Source organism: Dyella sp., from assembly GCF_035685885.1.
Classification (GTDB): Bacteria; Pseudomonadota; Gammaproteobacteria; order Xanthomonadales; family Rhodanobacteraceae; genus Dyella.
Map to the genome: position 1 here is coordinate 1 of NZ_DASRZX010000005.1, position 18,148 is coordinate 18,148.

Consider the following 18,148-nt stretch of genomic DNA (forward strand, 5'->3'; position numbering starts at 1 on the left):
TGGTAGCGGGGGCAGGATTCGAACCTGCGACCTTCGGGTTATGAGCCCGACGAGCTGCCAGACTGCTCCACCCCGCATCAGAGTCCAGAAATATTAGCGAGATGGCCGATTTCTTGCAAGCCTTTTCGCGAAATTATTTCAATTCAACCGTGCCGATCACGCATGACGGACAGATCCGCCACGCGGTTCATCAGCCAACAAACACACGCTGACACCAGCCGAACAACGGGCCCCAGGCAAGGCCTAGCACCAGCAGCGCGAGCACGTTCAACGACAGCACCAGACGGACAGAAATATCGCCCTGCAGGCGGATTTCGGTGCCTTCCACCGGCTTGTCGAAGTACATCACCTTGACCACGCGCAAGTAATAGTAAAGGCCAATGATGGCAAACACGGCGCCGACGAGGGCCAGCCACAGGAAGCCGGCGTGGATCGCGGCCTGCAGCACCAGCAGCTTGGCGAAGAAGCCGAACAGCGGCGGCACGCCGGCCAGCGAAAACATCACCAGCATCATCAGGAACGCAGCCCAGGGCGAGCGCTGGTTGAGGCCCTTGAGGTCGTCGATCTCCTCGCACTCAAAGCCTGCGCGGGCCAGGGCGAGAATCACGCCGAAGGCCGCCGCACTCATCAGGGCATAGCTGATGGCGTAGAACAGCGACGCGGCAAAACCCTCGGGGGTGGGATTGACCAGGCCCAACAGCAGGTAGCCCATGTGCGAGATGGTCGAGTACGCAAGCAGGCGCTTGAGGTTGCTCTGCACGATGGCGACGATGTTGCCGATGGCCAGCGAAACCACCGCCAGGCAGGCCAGCATCATCTGCCAGTGCTGGGACATCTCACCCAGACCCGAATCCAGCAGGCGATAGGCCATGCCAAACGCCGCCAGCTTGGGGGCCGAGCCGATGAAGATGGTTACCGCTGTCGGCGAGCCCTGGTAAACGTCCGGAATCCACATGTGGAACGGCGCGGCACCCAGCTTGAAACCGATACCCACGATCATGAAGATCAGGCCGAACACCAGCAGGTGCGGCATGCCGGTATGGGTGGCGGCCGTGTGCAGGTGCGCCAGATCCAGCGTGCCGGTGGCACCGTAGACCATCGACATGCCGTACAGCAGCATGCCCGAGGCGAGCGCACCCAGCACGAAGTACTTGATCGCCGCTTCCGATGACAGGCGCGAATCGCGGTTCAACGCCACCAGCGCATACGAGGACAGCGTCAGCTGTTCAAGACCGAGGTACACGGTGATCAGGTTGCCGGCCGAAACCAGCAGCATGATGCCGATCACCGCAAAAATGGTCAGCGTGTAGAACTCACCGACGAACAGCTTGCGGTCGATCAGGTAGGGCTTGGCGTAGACGAACACCAGCGCCGTGCTGAGCAAGGCAAACACCTTGAGCACTTCGGACACGCCGTCGCGCACGAACATGCCGGAGAACGCGGTGACAGGCTGGCTGGGCTGGCCTTCCACAACGAGGTAGATGCCCACCAGCAGCACCGCGATCGACAGCCAGTGCAGCATCGGGCGCTGCTCGGCTTTCATGAAGGCATCCAGCAACAGCAGCAAGCACGCCGCCGCCACCAGATACAGCTCCGGCAACAGGATCAGAAGGTCATTGAAATTCGGCATGATCAGTCAGTCCTGCTTAGATCTTGTGGTTGCCAAGCTGCGTGACCAGCTGCGAGACCGAGGTATCCATCAGCTGCACCAGCGGATGCGGCCAGACGCCCAGCATCAGCACCGCAGCGGCGAACGCGCCGAGAACAAACCATTCACGGCCATTGATGTCCTTCATCTCGGCCACGTGCGGATTGGTGATGTCGCCCCACAGCACGCGCTTGACCATGTATAGCGTGTAAGCCGCGCCGATGATCAGGGTGAAGGCGGCGAAGAACGCGATCCATGCATTGGCCTGGAAGCTGGCCAGGATCACCTGGAATTCGCCCACGAAACCGCTGGTTCCCGGCAGGCCGCTGTTCGCCATCGCAAACAGCACGTAGAAGAAGCCGAACCACGGCATCACGTTGATGACGCCGCCGTAATCCTTGATCTGTCGTGTGTGCATGCGGTCATACAGCACGCCGATGCACGAGAACATCGCGCCCGACACGAAGCCGTGCGAAATCATCTGCACCATGGCGCCCTGCATGCCCAGCTTGGCGGCATCCACGTTGCCGGCCCCGCGCACCAGCATGAAGGCGATGAAGATACCCAGGGTGACGAAGCCCATGTGCGCCACGGACGAATACGCCACCAGCTTCTTCATGTCTTCCTGCACCAGCGCGATGTAGCCGATGTAGACCACCGCGATCAGGCTCAGTCCGATCACCACCCAGGCATAGGCCTCGGAGGCATCGGGAACGATCGGCAGCGAGAAGCGCAGGAAACCGTAGCCACCGATCTTCAGCATCACCGCGGCCAGCACCACCGAACCGCCGGTCGGCGCCTCGACGTGGGCGTCCGGCAACCAGGTGTGCACCGGCACCATCGGCACCTTCACCGCGAAGGCGATGAGGAAGGCGAAGAACAGCCAGGTCTGCTCCTTCATACTCAAAGGCAGTGCGGCCAGCGTGGCCAGGTCGAACGAGCCGGCCTTCAGGTACAGGTAGATCAGGCCCACCAGCATGAAGATGGAGCCGAAGAACGTGTAGATGAAGAACTTCAGCGTGGCATACACGCGACGCGGGCCACCCCAGACACCGATGAGGATGAACATCGGGATCAGCATGGCTTCAAAGAACACGTAGAACAGCAACGCGTCGGTGGCGCAGAACACGCCGATCATCAGGCCTTCGAGCACCAGCATGGCGGCCATGTACTGGTGCGGATTGACCTGGATGACGTCCCAGGCACCCACGATGACCAGAATGCCCACGAAGGTGGTCAGCAGGATCAGGGCAATCGAGATGCCATCCACGGCCAGTGCGTAATGCACGTTGAGGCCGGCGATCCAGAGGTGGTCTTCTACCATCTGCTTGGCGGCATCGGCCGAGTTGTACTGCGGCAGCAGGTAGAGGCTCACCGCGAAGGTGGCGATGGCCACCAGCAACGAGATCCAGCGCGCGGCGTTGGGCCGGCTGGATCCGGCGAGCAGCACGGGGATGGCTCCCAGGATGGGAAGCCAGATCAGCAGGCTGAGCAAATGATTGAACATGGAGCAGGTTCCCTTATTGCCCGACCAGCCAATACCCGCCGAGCAGCAGGATAAGGCCGAGAATCATCGCGAAGGCGTAGTGATAGAGATAACCGGATTGCAGGCGGCGCATGCCACCGGCGATGCGATCCACCAGACCCGCCGAACCATCGACCAGCACGCCGTCGATCACCGCCGCGTCACCGCCCTTCCACAGGGCCCGACCCAGCGCCATGCCACCACGGGCGAAGACGATGTAGTACACCGCATCGAACCAGTATTTGTGGTTCAGCAGGTTGTAGATCGGCTTGAGCGCGGTCTTGATGCGATCGGCCACGGACGGGTTGAACAGGTAGATGTAGGTCTGGATGGCGAACGCAGCGGCCACCAGCCAGAACGGCAGCTGGGTGAAGCCGTGTAGGGCCATCGATGCCGCACCGTGGAATTCCTTGCCGATCTCGCCGAGGACGTTGTTCGCCTCGTTGACGTGGATCGCACCGCCAAACCAATCGCCGAACAGCATCGGCTGGATCGCGAAGAAGCCAACGAGCAGCGACGGAATCGCCAGCAGCACCAACGGCAGCGTGACCACCCACGGCGTCTCATGCGGCGTCTCGTGCATGATGCCCGCCTCGTGATGGCCGTGGTGGTCCTTGTGCTCCACGTGATGGCCGTGGCCATGATCGTGGACCACCGTGAAGCGCTCCTTGCCGTGGAAGGTCAGGTACATCTGGCGGAACGTGTACAGCGCCGTCACAAAGGCACCGGCCATCACACAGAAGTAGGCGTAACCCGAGCCCCAGCGATGCGACTCGCCCACGGCCTCGATGATCGCGTCCTTCGAATAGAAGCCCGCGAAGAACGGCACGCCGCACAACGCCAGTGAGCCGATCCACATGGTGATCCAGGTGATCGGCATGTACTTGCGCAGGCCGCCCATGTAGCGCATGTCCTGCTCATGGTGCATGGCGATGATCACCGAACCCGCACCGAGGAACAGCAGCGCCTTGAAGAAGGCATGGGTCATCAGGTGGAACACGGCGCCGGAGTAAGCCGACACACCCAGTGCCACCGTCATGTAGCCCAGCTGCGACAGCGTGGAATACGCCACCACGCGCTTGATGTCGTTCTGCACGATGCCGATCAGGCCGGTGAACAGCGCGCCGGTGGCGCCGATGAGCATCACGAAGCTCAGCGCGGTCTCCGACAGCTCGAAGATCGGCGACATGCGCGCGACCATGAAGATGCCGGCGGTCACCATCGTCGCGGCGTGGATCAGAGCTGAGATCGGGGTCGGGCCCTCCATCGAGTCCGGCAACCACACATGCAGCGGCACCTGGGCCGATTTGCCCATGGCACCGATGAACAACAGGATGCAGATCACCGTCGCGGCATCCCAGTGGGTGTTCTGCGTGATCTGCAGGGTCTTGCCCACCAGGGTCGGCGCGGCCGTGAACGCCGTGGCGTAGTCCAGCGTGCCCAGGAAATACAGCACGCCCGCGATGCCAAGCAGGAAGCCGAAGTCGCCGACGCGGTTGACCAGGAAGGCCTTAAGGTTGGCGAAGATCGCCGTCGGGCGCTTGTACCAGAAGCCGATCAGCAGGTACGACACCAGGCCCACCGCTTCCCAGCCGAAGAACAGTTGCATGAAGTTGTTGCTCATCACGAGCATCAACATCGAGAAGGTGAACAGCGAGATGTAGCTGAAGAAGCGCTGGTAGCCCGGGTCCTCATGCATGTAGCCGATGGTGTAGATGTGCACCAGCAGCGACACGAAAGTGACCACCACCATCATCATGGCGGTGAGGCGATCGACCAGGAAGCCCACGTGGGCGTTGTACTTGCCGATCTCGAACCAGGTGTAGATGTTCTGGTTGTAGACCGGGGCACCGCCGGCGGTGAGCTGGTACAGCACGTAGAACGACAGGCCGCAGGCAATCGCCACGCCGAGGATGGTCGCGGTGTGCGAGCCGGCGCGGCCGATGATGCGACCGAGGAAGCCCGCCAGCAGGCAGCCGACGAGCGGCGCCAGAGCGATGGTCAGCAAAATGGAGGTAGACAGTTCCATCGGCTCAGCCCTTCATGCTGTCGATTTCGGCGACATTGATGGTGCTGCGGTTGCGGAACAGCAGGACCAGGATCGCCAGGCCGATGGCGGTTTCCGCCGCGGCCACGGTGAGGATGAAGAACACGAACACCTGCCCCGCCACGTCGCCCAGGAAGCGGGAGAAGGCCACGAAGTTGATGTTGACGGCGAGCAGCATGAGCTCAATCGACATCAGCAGCACGATCACGTTCTTGCGGTTGATGAAGAGGCTGGCCAGGGCGATGCTGAAGAGCACCGCGCCGAGCACGATGAAATGGGCGAGCGTGATCATGGGGTGGTCTCCTTGCCCGCTTCCGGCTGGGGCGCGGCGGGCACTTCCGCCGCCATCTTCACCACGCGGATGCGGCTGGTTGCCTTGACGCGAACCTGCTGCGAGGCCTGCTGGTGACGCACGCCGGTGCGATGACGCAGGGTCAGCACCACGGCAGCGACAACGCCCACGGTCAGGATCAGCGCGGCGATCTCGAACGGCAGCAGGAACTGGGTGTACAGCGCATGGCCCAGCCACTCAGTGTTGGACATGCCCGCCACGGTGGCCGGGTTCGCACCCATTACCGCCTCATGCATGGCGCGCACGCCGATCAGTCCGAGCATTTCGCCCAGCATGATCAAAGCCACGATGATGCCCACCGGCAGGAACTTGATGAAGCCTTCCCGGACATTTTCCTTGTCGATGTCCAGCATCATCACCACGAACAGGAACAGCACCATCACCGCGCCCACGTAGACCACGATGAGGGCAATGGCGAGGAACTCCGCTTCGGCCAGCAGCCAGATGCAGGCCGTGCTGAAGAAGGTGAGCACCAGCGACAGCACGGCATGCACCGTGTTGCGCAGGGTGATCACGCCCAACGCTGCCACCACGGTCACCGTGGCGAATGCGTAGAAGCAGACGAGTTGGAACACAGAAGGATCGATCACAGTAGTGTCCTCAACGGTACGCGGCATCTTGGGCGCGAGCCGCGGCGATGTCCGCTTCGAAGCGGTCGCCGATGGCCAGCAGCTGCGGCTTGGTCACCACGTTCTCGCCACGCTGCTCGAAGTGGTATTCATGGATGTGCGTCTCGACGATCGAGTCGACCGGGCAGCTCTCTTCGCAGAAGCCGCAGAAGATGCACTTGAACAGGTCGATGTCGTAGCGCGTGGTGCGGCGCTGGCCGTCGCTTTCGCGCGGTGCCGAATCGATGGTGATGGCAAGCGCCGGGCACACTGCCTCGCACAGCTTGCATGCAATGCAGCGCTCTTCGCCGTTGGCGTAGCGACGCAACGCATGCAGACCACGGAAGCGATTGGACTTGGGGATGTGCTCCATCGGGTAGCGCATCGTGTACTTCGGGCTGAACATGTAGCGCATGGTCAGGGCCATGCCCTTGAACAGCTCGATGAGCAGCAGGCTCTTGAAATAGTGAGTAACGCGGGACATGGTTCTCTTCAGCCTCCCGTGCCGACGGTGACCCAGCCGAAGTACTTCATGCAGCCGGCGACGAGGACCCAGACGATGGTGATGGGGATGAACACCTTCCAGCCCAGACGCATGATCTGGTCATAGCGGTAGCGCGGGAAGCTGGCGCGGAACCACAGGAAGAGGAATGCGAAGAAGAACACCTTGGCAAACAGCCACAGGATGCTGGCGTGTCCCAGGAAACCCCACGAGGCCGGCAGCGGCGACAGCCAGCCGCCCATGAACAGGATCGGGGCCAGGAAGCTGATCAGGATCATGTTGGCGTATTCGGCCAGGAAGAACAGCGCGAAGGCAGAGCCCGAATATTCCACGTGGAAACCGGCGACGATTTCCGACTCGCCTTCCGCCACGTCGAACGGCGCGCGATTGGTTTCCGCCACGCCCGCGATGAAGTAGATGATGAAGACCGGCAGCAGCGGCCACATGAACCAGTCGCCGATGCCCTTGCTGCCCGCCTGGGCATGCACGATGTCGGTGAGGTTCAGCGACCCCGCCAGCACCAGCACGCAGACCAGGCACAGGCCCATCGCCAGTTCGTAGGAGATGACCTGCGCGGCCGAACGCATGGCACCGAGCAGTGCGTAACGCGAATTGGACGCCCAGCCGGCGAGGATGATGCCGTACACACCCAGCGAGGTCATCGCCAGCAGGTAGAGCACGCCGGCGTTGATGTTGGCCAGCACCATCTGGTCGTTGAACGGGATCACCGCCCACGCGGCCAGCGCCGGCACCAGCGCCAGCATCGGCGCGAGGTAGTACAGGACCTTGTTTGCGCTGGTCGGAAGGATCACTTCCTTGAGCAGAAGCTTGACCACGTCCGCGAAGGCCTGCAGCAGGCCGAAGGGACCGATCTTGTTGGGCCCCATGCGCACGTGCATCCAGCCGATGACCTTGCGCTCCCACCACACATACATGGCCACCGCGATCACCAGCGGCAGGACGATGCACAGGATGTAGACGATTGGCCAGATGATCTGGTTGAGGATCTGTTCGCCCATGTGCTTTACGCCTTGCTCAGGGTGAGGGCCGCGCCGTACGGCGGCAGCGTGACAGTGTCGTCGTGCGCGGCTTCGATCCAGGCGGCGCCATCGGGCACGCTCGCATCGATCACCAGCGGAAGCACCGCATGCGCGATGCGGACCGAGGCACCCTCGCCCAAGCCCAGGCGCTGTGCTTCGTCAGCGTTCACGCGTACCGCCGGTGCGCGGTTCAGCGGATGCTTGCTGAGCGCCGTGGCGCGGCGAAGCACGGCGTCGGTGCGATAGATCGGCCAAGTGGCGAGGCGCGTCAGGCCCGAAGCCGACGGACGCGATGCCAGCTCGGCGCGCGACTGATGGCCACGATCGCTGATGCCTTCGCGCAAACCGGCGAGATCATCGAACTCGAAACCTGCCACCTTGAGCACGCCGCCCAGTGCACGCAGCACCTTCCAGCCCGGACGCGCTTCGCCTGGCGCCCTGGAACCGGCCGCCACGCTCTGGGCGAGACCATCGACGTTCACCAGCGTGCCATCGTTTTCCGGCAGCAGCGCGATCGGCAGGATCACGTTGGCCACCTCGCGCAGCGCGGGGCTGGCGTAAGCGGAGAACGCCACGACCTGCTGGGCGCCCTTGAGCGCATCGAGCAGCGCGGCACCGTCTGCAAAGTCCTGCGGCTCGACGCCGTACAGCACGTAAGCCTTGCGCGACTGGGTCAGCATGGCCTGAGCATCGAGGCCGCCATTGCCCGGCAGCACACCGACCTTGGCCAAGCCCACGGCATTCGCGCCCACCGGCAGCTCGTTGTAGGCCGCACCGGTGGCTTCCGCGATGAAGCGGGCCACGGCACGCAACCACGACGCCTGCGGATGGGTAACTGCCGCCTCGCCAAGGATGACGACGGCGCTGCCGCTCTTCATCGCGGCGATCGCGTCCTTGTCACCCTGGTCGGACGAGGCACCGTCGATGGCCGAAGCCAGCGCGGACGGTGCGCTAGCACCGCTTTCGACGGCCGCCCTGGCCAGCGACAGCAGCGCATCGATCAGCGCCTGCGGCGCCACGATGGCTTCGCCGGCCAGCGCATAGTTGAAGTTGAAGCTCGCCGGATTGACGGCGTAGACCTTGGCGCCCTTCTTCACCGCCTGATGAATGCGATGATTGAGCAGCGGCATCTCGTGACGCAGGTCCGAGCCTACCAGCAGCGCAGCCTTGACCTTGTCCAGCTCGGCCACCGGCTTGGCGAACGCCACCGCAGCGGCATTGTCGGCGAAATCGAGCTGGCGCACGCGATGGTCGACGTGGGCGCTGCCCAGTCCACGGGCCAGGCGCACCAGCAGGTCGCCTTCCTCGTTGGTGGTAGCCGGATGCACCAGCACGCCCAGGTCGCTGCCCGGCACCGCCTTCAGCGATTCCACGGCCGCACCCAGCGCGTCTTCCCAAGTGGTGGTCTGCCACTGGCCGTTGCGCTTCACCTGCGGCGCATTTACGCGATCGGCGGCGTAAAGACCCTGGTGGCTGTAGCGGTCGCGGTCGGACAGCCAGCACTCGTTGATCGATTCGTTGTCGCGCGGCACCGTGCGCAGTACTTCCCCGCGGCGCGTGTGCAGCCACAGGTTGGAGCCCAGTGCATCGTGGTAGGCGACGGACGGCTTGGCGATCAGCTCCCAGGCGCGCGCCTGGTACTGGAACGGCTTGTTGGTCAGCGCGCCGACCGGGCAGACGTCGATGATGTTGCCCGACAGCTCCGTCTCGATCGTCTTGCCGATATACGTGCCGATCTGCAGGTTGTCGCCACGGCTCATGCCGCCCAGCTCGTAGGTACCGGCGATTTCGCTGGTGAAGCGCACGCAGCGCGTGCACTGGATGCAGCGGGTCATCTCGGTGGCGACCAGTGGGCCGAGGTTTTCGTCCGCGATGGTGCGCTTGCGCTCGGTGTAACGCGACACGCTGCGGCCGTAGCCCAGCGCGACGTCCTGCAGCTCGCACTCGCCACCCTGATCGCAGATCGGGCAATCCAGCGGGTGGTTGATCAGCAGGAATTCCATGACGTCCTTCTGATACTTCAGGGCGACGTCGGTGCGGGTCTTCACCTTCATGCCTTCGGCCACCGGGGTGGCGCAGGCCGGCTGCGGCTTGGGCATGGGCTTGCCGCCCATCTCCACTTCCACCAGGCACATGCGGCAGTTGGCGGCGATGGGAAGCTTGCGGTGATAGCAGAAACGCGGAATCGACACGCCAATGGCGTCGGCCGCTTCGATGATCATGGCGCCCTTGCGGATCTGCGTGGGCTTGCCATCGACCTCGATGTTCACGAGGTCGAGATTTGGCGTGGCGGGCTGCGCACTCATGCGGCGGCTCCAAGCTTGTCGTCGACGATGGAGCGACCGTTGACGATGTAGTACTCGAATTCATCCCAGAACTGGCGCAGGAAGCCCTGCACCGGCCACGCCGCGGCTTCGCCGAATGCGCAGATGGTGTGGCCTTCGATCTGGCCGGCAATGGCCTTGAGGCGATGCAGGTCTTCCATGGTGCCCTGGCCGTCCACGATGCGGGTCAGCACGCGGTGCATCCAGCCGGTGCCTTCGCGGCACGGGGTGCACTGGCCGCAGGATTCCTTGTGGAAGAACTGCGAGATGCGGCGGGTGAAGCGGACCGTGCAGACGGTGTCGTCGAGCACCACGATGGCGCCCGAGCCAAGACCGGTCTTGAGGTCACGCAGGGTGTCGTAGTCGAACGGCAAGCCCTTCAGCTGCTCGGCGCGCAGCACTGGCATGGACACGCCACCCGGAATCGCGCCCTTCAGCGTGCGGCCCGGACGCAGGCCGCCGGCCATCTCCAGTAGTTCGTCGAAGGTGGTGCCCAGCGGCACTTCGAAATTGCCGCCCTTCTGCACGCAACCGGAGACCGAGAAGATCTTCGGACCACCGTTCTTGGTCTTGCTCTGCGCCAGGAACCAGTCGGCGCCCTTGCGCAGGATGGCCGGCACCGAGGCATAGGTTTCGGTGTTGTTGATGGTGCTGGGCTTGCCGTACAGGCCGAAGTTGGCCGGGAACGGCGGCTTGAAGCGCGGTTGGCCCTTCTTGCCTTCCAGCGACTCCATCAGCGCGGTTTCTTCGCCGCAGATGTAGGCACCGGCGCCGAGTGCGCCATAGATGTCCACATCGAGGCCGGTGCCCTGGATGTTCTTGCCGAGCAAACCGGCGGCATACGCTTCCTTGAGCGCCTCTTCGAAGTGCTCGAACGGTTCGTGATGGAACTCGCCACGCAGGTAGTTGTAGGCAACCGTCGAGCCGGTGCAATAGCACGCGATCGCCATGCCCTCGATCACCGCATGCGGGTTGAAGCGCAGGATGTCGCGGTCCTTGCAGGTGCCCGGCTCGGACTCGTCCGAGTTGCAGAGAATGTACTTCTGCATGTTGCCCTTGGGCATGAAGGACCACTTCAGGCCGGTCGGGAAGCCAGCGCCGCCTCGGCCGCGCAGGTTGCTCTTCTTGATCTCCTCGATCAGAGCGTTCGGATCGGGCTTCTCGGCGAGGATTTTCTTCCACGCTTCATAACCACCGACCTGGGTGTAGCTGTCCATCGCCCACGGCTTGTCGAAATGCAGCGTGGTGTAGACGACCTGGTGTTCCTGGGGTGCGGGTCCGTAAGCCATTGCGCCCTGCCCTTACTTGAGACCGTCGAGAATCTCGTCGATCTTCTGGATCGACAGACGCTCGTGGTAGTGACCATTGACGGTCATCGCCGGCGCGCTGGCGCAGGCGGCGATGCATTCTTCTTCGCGCTTCAGATACACGCGGCCATCGGCGGTGCTTTCGCCGAGCTTGATGCCAAGCTTCTTCTCGGCGTGTGCCACCAGTTCGTCGGCGCCATTGAGCCAGCACGAGACATTGGTGCAGATGGCGACGTTGTTGCGCCCGACGGGCTTGGTTTCCAGCATCGAGTAGAAGCTGGCAACCTCGTAGGCCCACACGGCGGGCAGCTCGAGGTACTTGGCGACGGCGGTGATCAGTTCATCGGTGAGGAAGCCCTGGTTCTGCTCCTGCGCGGCAAACAGCGCCTGGATCAGCGCCGAACGCTTGCGATCCGCAGGGAAACGGGCAACCCACTCCTCGATGTGATGACGAGTGTGTTCGTTGAGTACGACAAGCGGGTCGACGTTCTTGACCTGCTCGTAATTTCCGGTGGCTTTCATGTGTGCTTATCCTCCGGGCTCAGCGATCGACTTCGCCGAACACGAGGTCATAGGTACCGATCATCGCCACCACGTCAGCCAGCATGTGGCCGCGCACGAAGGCGTCCATCGAGGACAGGTGGGCAAACCCAGGCGCACGCAAGTGCACGCGGAACGGCTTGTTGGCACCGTCGGACACCAGGTAGCAGCCGAACTCGCCCTTCGGCGCTTCGACGGCGGCGTAGGTCTCGCCCGCAGGCACGCCATAGCCTTCCGTGAAGAGCTTGAAGTGATGGATCAGCGCTTCCATGTCCTCCTTCATGTCTTCGCGATGAGGCGGCGCGACTTTGAAGTTCTGGACGATGACCGGGCCGGGGTTGGCCTTCAGCCACTTCACGCACTGCTGGATGATGCGGTTGGACTGGCGCATCTCTTCGACGCGCACCAGGTAACGGTCGTAGCAGTCGCCGCCCGATGCCACCGGGATGTCGAAATCCATCTCGGCGTATTTGGCGTATGGCTGCTTCTTGCGCAGATCCCACTCGATGCCCGAGCCGCGCAGCATCACACCGGTCAGGCCCCAGGCCTGCGCCATTTCCGGCGAAATCACGCCGATGCCGACGGTGCGCTGCTTCCAGATGCGGTTGTTGGTGAGCAGTTCCTCGTACTCGTCCACCTTCGACGGGAAGTCGTTGGCGAACGCCTCGATGAAGTCGAGCATGGAACCTTCGCGCCAGCTGTTGAGGCGCTTGAGGTCCTTGCCCTTGTGCCAGGGCGACTCGCGGTACTGCGACATGTGTTCGGGCAGGTCACGGTAGACGCCGCCCGGGCGGTAGTAGGTCGCGTGCATGCGCGCGCCCGATACGGCCTCATAGACGTCCATCAGTTCCTCGCGTTCGCGGAACGCGTACAGGAACACCGCCATCGCGCCCAGGTCGAGCGCGTTGGAGCCGATCCACATGAGGTGGTTCAGGATGCGGGTGATCTCGTCGAACATGGTGCGGATGTACTGAGCGCGTTCCGGCACCTCGATACCCATCAGGGACTCGATGGCGCGCACGTAGGCGTGCTCGTTGCACATCATCGACACGTAGTCGAGACGATCCATGTAGCCGATCGACTGGTTGAATGGCTTGGATTCGGCCAGCTTCTCGGTGCCGCGGTGGAGCAGGCCCACGTGCGGATCGGCGCGGACGATCGTTTCGCCGTCCATCTCCAGCACCAGGCGCAACACGCCGTGCGCAGCCGGATGCTGCGGGCCGAAGTTCATGGTGTAGTTGCGGATCTCTTGCATGATCAGTTGTTCCGCCAGTTGTCGGCCGCTTCGGCCTTGGCCTGCAGCAGGTCGGCGTCGTCACGGATGACGCGCGGCACCAGCACGCGCGGCTCGATCGACACGGGTTCGTAAACCACGCGCTTCTGCTCGGGGTCGTAGCGCACTTCGACGTTGCCGATCAGCGGGAAGTCCTTGCGGAACGGATGGCCCACAAAGCCGTAGTCGGTGAGGATGCGGCGCAGGTCGGGATGGCCTTCGTACACGATGCCGAACAGGTCGAACGATTCGCGCTCGAACCAGTTCACGCCCGGCCAGATGCCGGTGAGCGACGGCACCATCGGCAGCGTGTCGTCTTCGCAGAACACGCGCAGGCGCAGGCGCTGGTTGTTTTCCAGCGACAGCAGGTGCACCACGGACGCGAAGCGGCGCTTCTGCATCTCGGGACGCGGACGGTCGGACCACTTGAAGCGACCCATCGCCTCGCCTTCCACACCACGCGAGAAGCCGGTGCCGGACACGGTTTCGGTATCCCACTCGGTCTGGCCGTAGCCCAGGTAATCGATGCCGCACACGTCGATCGGCAGACGGAAACGGAACGGGGCTTCGTCACGCAGCGCGGTGGCCACCGCGAGCAGGTCGACGGCGGCCACTTCGGCGGTGACTTCATTGCGGACGACGCTGACTTTCAGCGTGTCGCCGAATCGCGCGGAAAGGCGCTCGACCAGCGAGTTCGATCGGGTATCAGTCATGCTCAGCTGCGCCTTTGTCAGGAACGCGCGATGGTGTTGGTGCGGCGGATCTTCTTTTGCAACTGCAGGATGCCGTGGATCAGGGCTTCAGCCGTCGGCGGGCAGCCCGGCACGTAGATGTCCACCGGCACGATGCGATCGCAACCGCGCACCACGGAATAGGAGTAGTGGTAATAGCCGCCGCCGTTGGCGCAGCTGCCCATCGAGATGACCCACTTGGGGTCCGGCATCTGGTCGTAGACCTTGCGCAACGCCGGGGCCATCTTGTTGACCAGGGTACCGGCCACAATCATCACGTCGGACTGACGCGGACTCGGGCGGAAGATCACGCCGTAGCGGTCCAGGTCCAGGCGCGCGGCGCCGGCGTGCATCATTTCCACGGCGCAGCAGGCCAGACCGAAGGTCATCGGCCACATCGAGCCGGTGCGCGCCCAGTTCATCAAAGCATCGACGCTGGTGGTGGCAAAGCCGCGCTGCATGACCGGGTTGTCCTCGGCCGGACGCAGGATGTCGTCCACCAGGTTCAACGGCTGCGGGTTGTGCATCACCCGATCAAGGGACGAGATCACTCCCATTCCAGTGCTCCCTTCTTCCATACGTAAGCGAAACCAATGACCAAGAGCAGCAGGAACGTCGCCATTTCCACCAGCGCGATGATGCCGATCTTCTGGAACACCACCGCCCACGGAAACAGGAAAGCGATTTCCAGGTCGAAGATGATGAAGAGGATCGCCAGCAGGTAGTAGCGCACGTCAAAGCGCATCCGGGCGTCTTCGAAGGCTTCGAAGCCGCACTCGTACGGCGCGAGCTTCTCTGCATCGGGACGACGCGGTCCGGCCAGCAGGCCAATGGCGAGCAGCACCACGCCCAGGCCGGCGGCGACGCCGATGAACAACAGGATGGGCCAATATTCGGCAAGCACGGTGAAACGTACCTCCGCGCCTTCAATGGCGCATCAGTGACCGTCGGGGGAAACGGTCCGGAACTGGGTTCGGCAGGCCGGAGAAGGCCATGGGCTATGCGCCACGTCCACGTGCATTTGCAGCCGCGGGCGTCCGACTTTCCACGATCTGAATCGGGAATCGCGACATTGTAACAGCGCGCCTAACAACAACAAGCCTTGGCGGGTATCGGGAACGCGATCCTCGCGCGGCACCGAGCGCCTCGCGGCGAGCAGCTTGCCGGGTCGATACGACCAAGGTCTACATGGTGAGCGTGGGGCGCTCGGACGAGGTCATGCCAGCCAACAGGTTCTCGATGCGGGTACGGGCCACTTCACCGTCGGTGGACTCATTGAACTGCACACCGATACCAGCCGTGCGATTGCCCTGCGCACCCACCGGAGTGACCCAGACGACCTTGCCGGCGACCGACAGGCGCTCACCCTCGTCGGTGAGGTTGATCAGCAACACGACTTCATCACCCAGTGCATAACGCTGGGCCGTGGGGGCGAACAGGCCACCGTTCTTGAGATAAGGCATGTAGGCGTTGTACAGCGCCGCCGTGTCCTTGATCTTCAACGAAATAATGCCCTGACGGGCAGCGATGGCCGGATTCATGATTGCTCCTGCAAACCCCTGCGGGGTCGACGACCCCATGAGCCGCATCGTAGCGACCCGCGTGACCCAGCGACAAGCGACGCGTCGACGGAATGTGACGGAACGTGCGGGCTAGAGCTCGCACCATCCCCAACGGTCGAAGATCCAGGGGGACGCGAGATTCATATAGAGCTTGGCGAAACGCGGGCCAGGCGCCTCCCCGTCGAGGGCGTGCAAGACGACTCTTGCCTGCCCGTCGAGCGCAACGGGAGCCTCGCCCCACGGCCAGCTGCGCGCGCCCCGACCATCAACCAGCATGAGATGCAGCCAGCGATGGAGGCCTGATGGTGGCGTCCAGGGCAGGACAAGCGCCTGCCCCTCCGAGGCCGGGGCACGCACCTGCAGATAGCGCTCGGAGCGATCCGCCAGGCGACGCATGCGCTTTCCGCTGAGGGCCATCTGGCTTCGATGGCACGCGAGGGCAGCCAGCTTGTTGGCATGCAGGCCTACGGACGAATCGAGCTTGATCCGGCCTGTCACGCTGCCTTCACGGCCGTGGACCAGGTAGGCGAGCAGCTCCGGGGCCGGTCCGCCCCAACGGGCAAGCGCCTGCCTGACCAGCACATGGGACGCGCCGTGGTCCGGGTGACGATCGCCCAACGCAGGCATGGCCACGAGATTGGGCTGGAACTCATCCAGGCTCGCGCTGATCGCCGAAACAGCCGAAGGAAGGTCTCCGCGCAGCAGGTCGGTGATCCCCATGTCCGGCCAACCGAGTGCATGCAAGGAGGCAGGCTCGACGCCCAGCTGGGCCAACGCCTGGGTGACTTCGGTCCGCCGCCGCTCGCCCCAGCGACGTCGATCCTCCGCACCAATGCGCAGCCGTCGCTCCATCCAGCGTTGCGGCCATGGATTGTTGTCGCCGTTGGTGAGCAGCAGGATGCGCACTTCGCCACCGAACTGTCTCACCTGCTGGATAAGCTCGCCCGTGGCGATCGATTCGTCGTCCGGATGCGGCGACACCACCAGCAGGCGGGTCTTGGCGCTGAGGCTGAAGGCCATATCAGTCGCCCTGCCTTGGCGTGGCCATCGGACGCCACCCACGCTCGAACGCCTGGCGCCATACCAGGGCTACCGGCACGCCCGCCGCTGCCCTCAATTGGTGAACACCGCGATCAAGCTGCCAGTGGTCGGCAGCCGGCGCACCGTCGACGCTGCCGCTCAGCCGACGGAAGCCATCGGTGAGCACGTAGTCGCCAGGCAGGGCGACGTCAATCGTCTGCTCGGCAGCGGAGGTGGGAAACATGTGGCCCGCCACCCAGACATCACGACCTGCCGGCACGTAATTGAGCATGACGAAGCGCGCGCTTGCGTAGGGCAAGCGGCGCAGCACCACCAGCATGGTCCGGTGGTCGATCAGCTCTTCGGCAATGGTGTCGGTCATCAGTCCTTTGCGCAGCCGCCGCATGGCCAGGCTTTCCAGCACAGGGTAGTAGGGACGCATGCGGAAAATGGTATCGCCCTTGGGATCCATCACTGTGTCGGATTCGTCGGTGTAGCGAAGCACCAGCGACAATTCGGCCCGCTGCGCCGCCAACTCGTCCTGCCACGGCGGCGCGTAGGCGATCACGGAGCCGACCTCGGCCACCAACACCAGCAGCACGAGGCCTCCACGCATGTGCGGCCGCGATCCCAGCCACTGCCATTGCGATGCCCAGCCACCCAGTGCCAGCACGATGGTGGGAAGCACCGGCAGGAAATCCTGCTTGGTCACCAGCGGCCACACGAACCAGATCAGCAACAGGTACACGCCGCCCTGCACGGCGAGGAACACGGTCCAGTCAAATTCCCCCAGTGATCGTCGCCGCACTTCCCGTATGGCCAGCAAGACCGCGCCAGCACCCAGCAGCAGGAACCAAAGCAGCTGCTGAGCAGCGTGGCGCTTGTTGGCTCCGCCCATGTTGTAAAGCGCCAGGCCGTACCACGCCTCCTCCAGCACGCCATGCAGCGCAAGCCACGCCGTGAAGGCAACCGGCACCAGCAGCAACCCGACCATGGCGGCCAGCCAGCAGCGAAAGCTGGCCTTTGGCGCTCCTTCCGGCAGCAGCAATCGAAGCACGGCTACGGTGAGCAGCGTCGTGGCGAGCAGGACCAGCGTCTTCTGCGATACCGCCAGGGCGCACCCCACCAGCAGTCCCGCCATGAAAAAGCGCCAGGCCCTGGGCGGAACACCCACCACGAATGCCAGCCCGGCCAGCCATAGCGCCATCCACATATCGTCGGTGCGGAACTGTCCACTCACGATGAAAAAGCGGGGGAACAATCCGGCGACGAGCATCACCACCAGGGCAATGCGCCAGCCATAGAGACGTCGGGCCATCAGGCCGGTCGCCCCCAAGGCCACGGCGTACCAGAACTGCATCGCAAGCCGCAGCCAGGTGAGCACATCGGCGCGATTGTCGAGCCAGCGCAGCAGCGGCGAATGCAGCCAGCCGAACAGTGGGCCATGGTTGTCGAAGACGTCGCGATAGGGCAGCAGCCCCTGCGTCCATGCCCACGACACATGCGCGTGCTGGGCCTCATCGGAATTGAGGGTGTACGCGTTGAGCCATGCCAGTCGAAGGACCAGCAAGAGCAAAAGGGAAATCCAGGGCCAAAGGGGAAAGCGATGCTGCAACGGGGACTTCATGCCGGAAAGCCTAAGGCAGCAGCCCTGTCATCGGGCTTTCCC

Annotated in this window: 17 protein-coding genes and 1 tRNA gene; all 18 read right to left on the bottom strand. The window is 63.5% G+C overall.

The window, feature by feature from the left end; genetic code table 11:
• The 18 genes from VFG49_RS00930 to VFG49_RS01015 all read right to left on the bottom strand — a co-directional run bounded on the left by VFG49_RS00930 (position 1) and on the right by VFG49_RS01015 (position 18,055).
• Positions 1–77: transfer RNA gene (locus VFG49_RS00930), tRNA-Met, on the bottom strand.
• Between the two features lie 113 nt (positions 78–190).
• Positions 191–1,630 (bottom strand): NADH-quinone oxidoreductase subunit NuoN, encoded by a 1,440-nt coding sequence (gene nuoN, locus VFG49_RS00935; protein ID WP_324857463.1) that lies wholly within the window; start codon positions 1,628–1,630, stop codon positions 191–193.
• Positions 1,631–1,646: 16 nt separating this feature from the next.
• Complete coding sequence (locus VFG49_RS00940) at positions 1,647–3,155, bottom strand: NADH-quinone oxidoreductase subunit M (protein WP_324857465.1); 1,509 nt, start codon at positions 3,153–3,155, stop codon at positions 1,647–1,649.
• Between the two features lie 13 nt (positions 3,156–3,168).
• Positions 3,169–5,202, bottom strand: a complete 2,034-nt coding sequence (gene nuoL, locus VFG49_RS00945) for an NADH-quinone oxidoreductase subunit L (protein ID WP_324857467.1) — start codon at positions 5,200–5,202, stop codon at positions 3,169–3,171.
• A gap of 4 nt (positions 5,203–5,206) precedes the next feature.
• A complete protein-coding gene (nuoK, locus tag VFG49_RS00950) occupies positions 5,207–5,512 on the bottom strand; it encodes an NADH-quinone oxidoreductase subunit NuoK (protein WP_038616898.1) in 306 nt (101 codons plus the stop codon).
• Entirely contained in the window at positions 5,509–6,159 is a 651-nt protein-coding gene (locus VFG49_RS00955; protein WP_324857568.1) for an NADH-quinone oxidoreductase subunit J, read from the bottom strand. Before VFG49_RS00955 ends, nuoK begins: the two co-directional genes overlap by 4 nt.
• Positions 6,160–6,172: 13 nt before the next feature.
• Positions 6,173–6,664 carry an NADH-quinone oxidoreductase subunit NuoI gene (gene nuoI, locus VFG49_RS00960; RefSeq protein ID WP_038616894.1) on the bottom strand — a complete coding sequence of 164 codons (492 nt, stop codon included), beginning with the start codon at positions 6,662–6,664 and terminating at the stop codon, positions 6,173–6,175.
• An 8-nt stretch (positions 6,665–6,672) separates the two neighbouring features.
• On the bottom strand, positions 6,673–7,701 hold the full coding sequence (nuoH, locus tag VFG49_RS00965; protein ID WP_324857470.1) for an NADH-quinone oxidoreductase subunit NuoH: 1,029 nt from the start codon (positions 7,699–7,701) through the stop codon (positions 6,673–6,675).
• 5 nt (positions 7,702–7,706) lie between these two features.
• Complete coding sequence (gene nuoG, locus VFG49_RS00970) at positions 7,707–10,028, bottom strand: NADH-quinone oxidoreductase subunit NuoG (protein WP_324857472.1); 2,322 nt, start codon at positions 10,026–10,028, stop codon at positions 7,707–7,709.
• Complete coding sequence (nuoF, locus tag VFG49_RS00975) at positions 10,025–11,335, bottom strand: NADH-quinone oxidoreductase subunit NuoF (protein ID WP_324857474.1); 1,311 nt, start codon at positions 11,333–11,335, stop codon at positions 10,025–10,027. The genes nuoG and nuoF overlap by 4 nt, the downstream gene beginning before the upstream one ends.
• Before the next feature lie 12 nt (positions 11,336–11,347).
• Positions 11,348–11,875 (bottom strand): NADH-quinone oxidoreductase subunit NuoE, encoded by a 528-nt coding sequence (nuoE, locus tag VFG49_RS00980; protein ID WP_324857476.1) that lies wholly within the window; start codon positions 11,873–11,875, stop codon positions 11,348–11,350.
• A 19-nt stretch (positions 11,876–11,894) separates the two neighbouring features.
• Complete coding sequence (locus VFG49_RS00985) at positions 11,895–13,148, bottom strand: NADH-quinone oxidoreductase subunit D (protein WP_324857478.1); 1,254 nt, start codon at positions 13,146–13,148, stop codon at positions 11,895–11,897.
• A gap of 2 nt (positions 13,149–13,150) precedes the next feature.
• The gene (locus VFG49_RS00990; protein ID WP_324857480.1) at positions 13,151–13,879 is read right to left on the bottom strand and encodes an NADH-quinone oxidoreductase subunit C; all 729 of its coding nucleotides are present in this window, start codon (positions 13,877–13,879) and stop codon (positions 13,151–13,153) included.
• A 17-nt stretch (positions 13,880–13,896) separates the two neighbouring features.
• Entirely contained in the window at positions 13,897–14,454 is a 558-nt protein-coding gene (locus tag VFG49_RS00995; RefSeq protein WP_243049268.1) for a NuoB/complex I 20 kDa subunit family protein, read from the bottom strand.
• Positions 14,445–14,801 (bottom strand): NADH-quinone oxidoreductase subunit A, encoded by a 357-nt coding sequence (locus VFG49_RS01000; protein ID WP_324857484.1) that lies wholly within the window; start codon positions 14,799–14,801, stop codon positions 14,445–14,447. Before VFG49_RS01000 ends, VFG49_RS00995 begins: the two co-directional genes overlap by 10 nt.
• A gap of 280 nt (positions 14,802–15,081) precedes the next feature.
• The gene (locus tag VFG49_RS01005; protein WP_324857486.1) at positions 15,082–15,438 is read right to left on the bottom strand and encodes a PilZ domain-containing protein; all 357 of its coding nucleotides are present in this window, start codon (positions 15,436–15,438) and stop codon (positions 15,082–15,084) included.
• Between the two features lie 111 nt (positions 15,439–15,549).
• Positions 15,550–16,479 (bottom strand): PIG-L family deacetylase, encoded by a 930-nt coding sequence (locus VFG49_RS01010; RefSeq protein WP_324857488.1) that lies wholly within the window; start codon positions 16,477–16,479, stop codon positions 15,550–15,552.
• 1 nt (position 16,480) lies between these two features.
• Positions 16,481–18,055: a hypothetical protein gene (locus VFG49_RS01015; RefSeq protein ID WP_324857490.1), complete on the bottom strand. Its 1,575-nt coding sequence runs from the start codon at positions 18,053–18,055 to the stop codon at positions 16,481–16,483.
• Between the last annotated feature and the right edge of the window lie 93 nt (positions 18,056–18,148).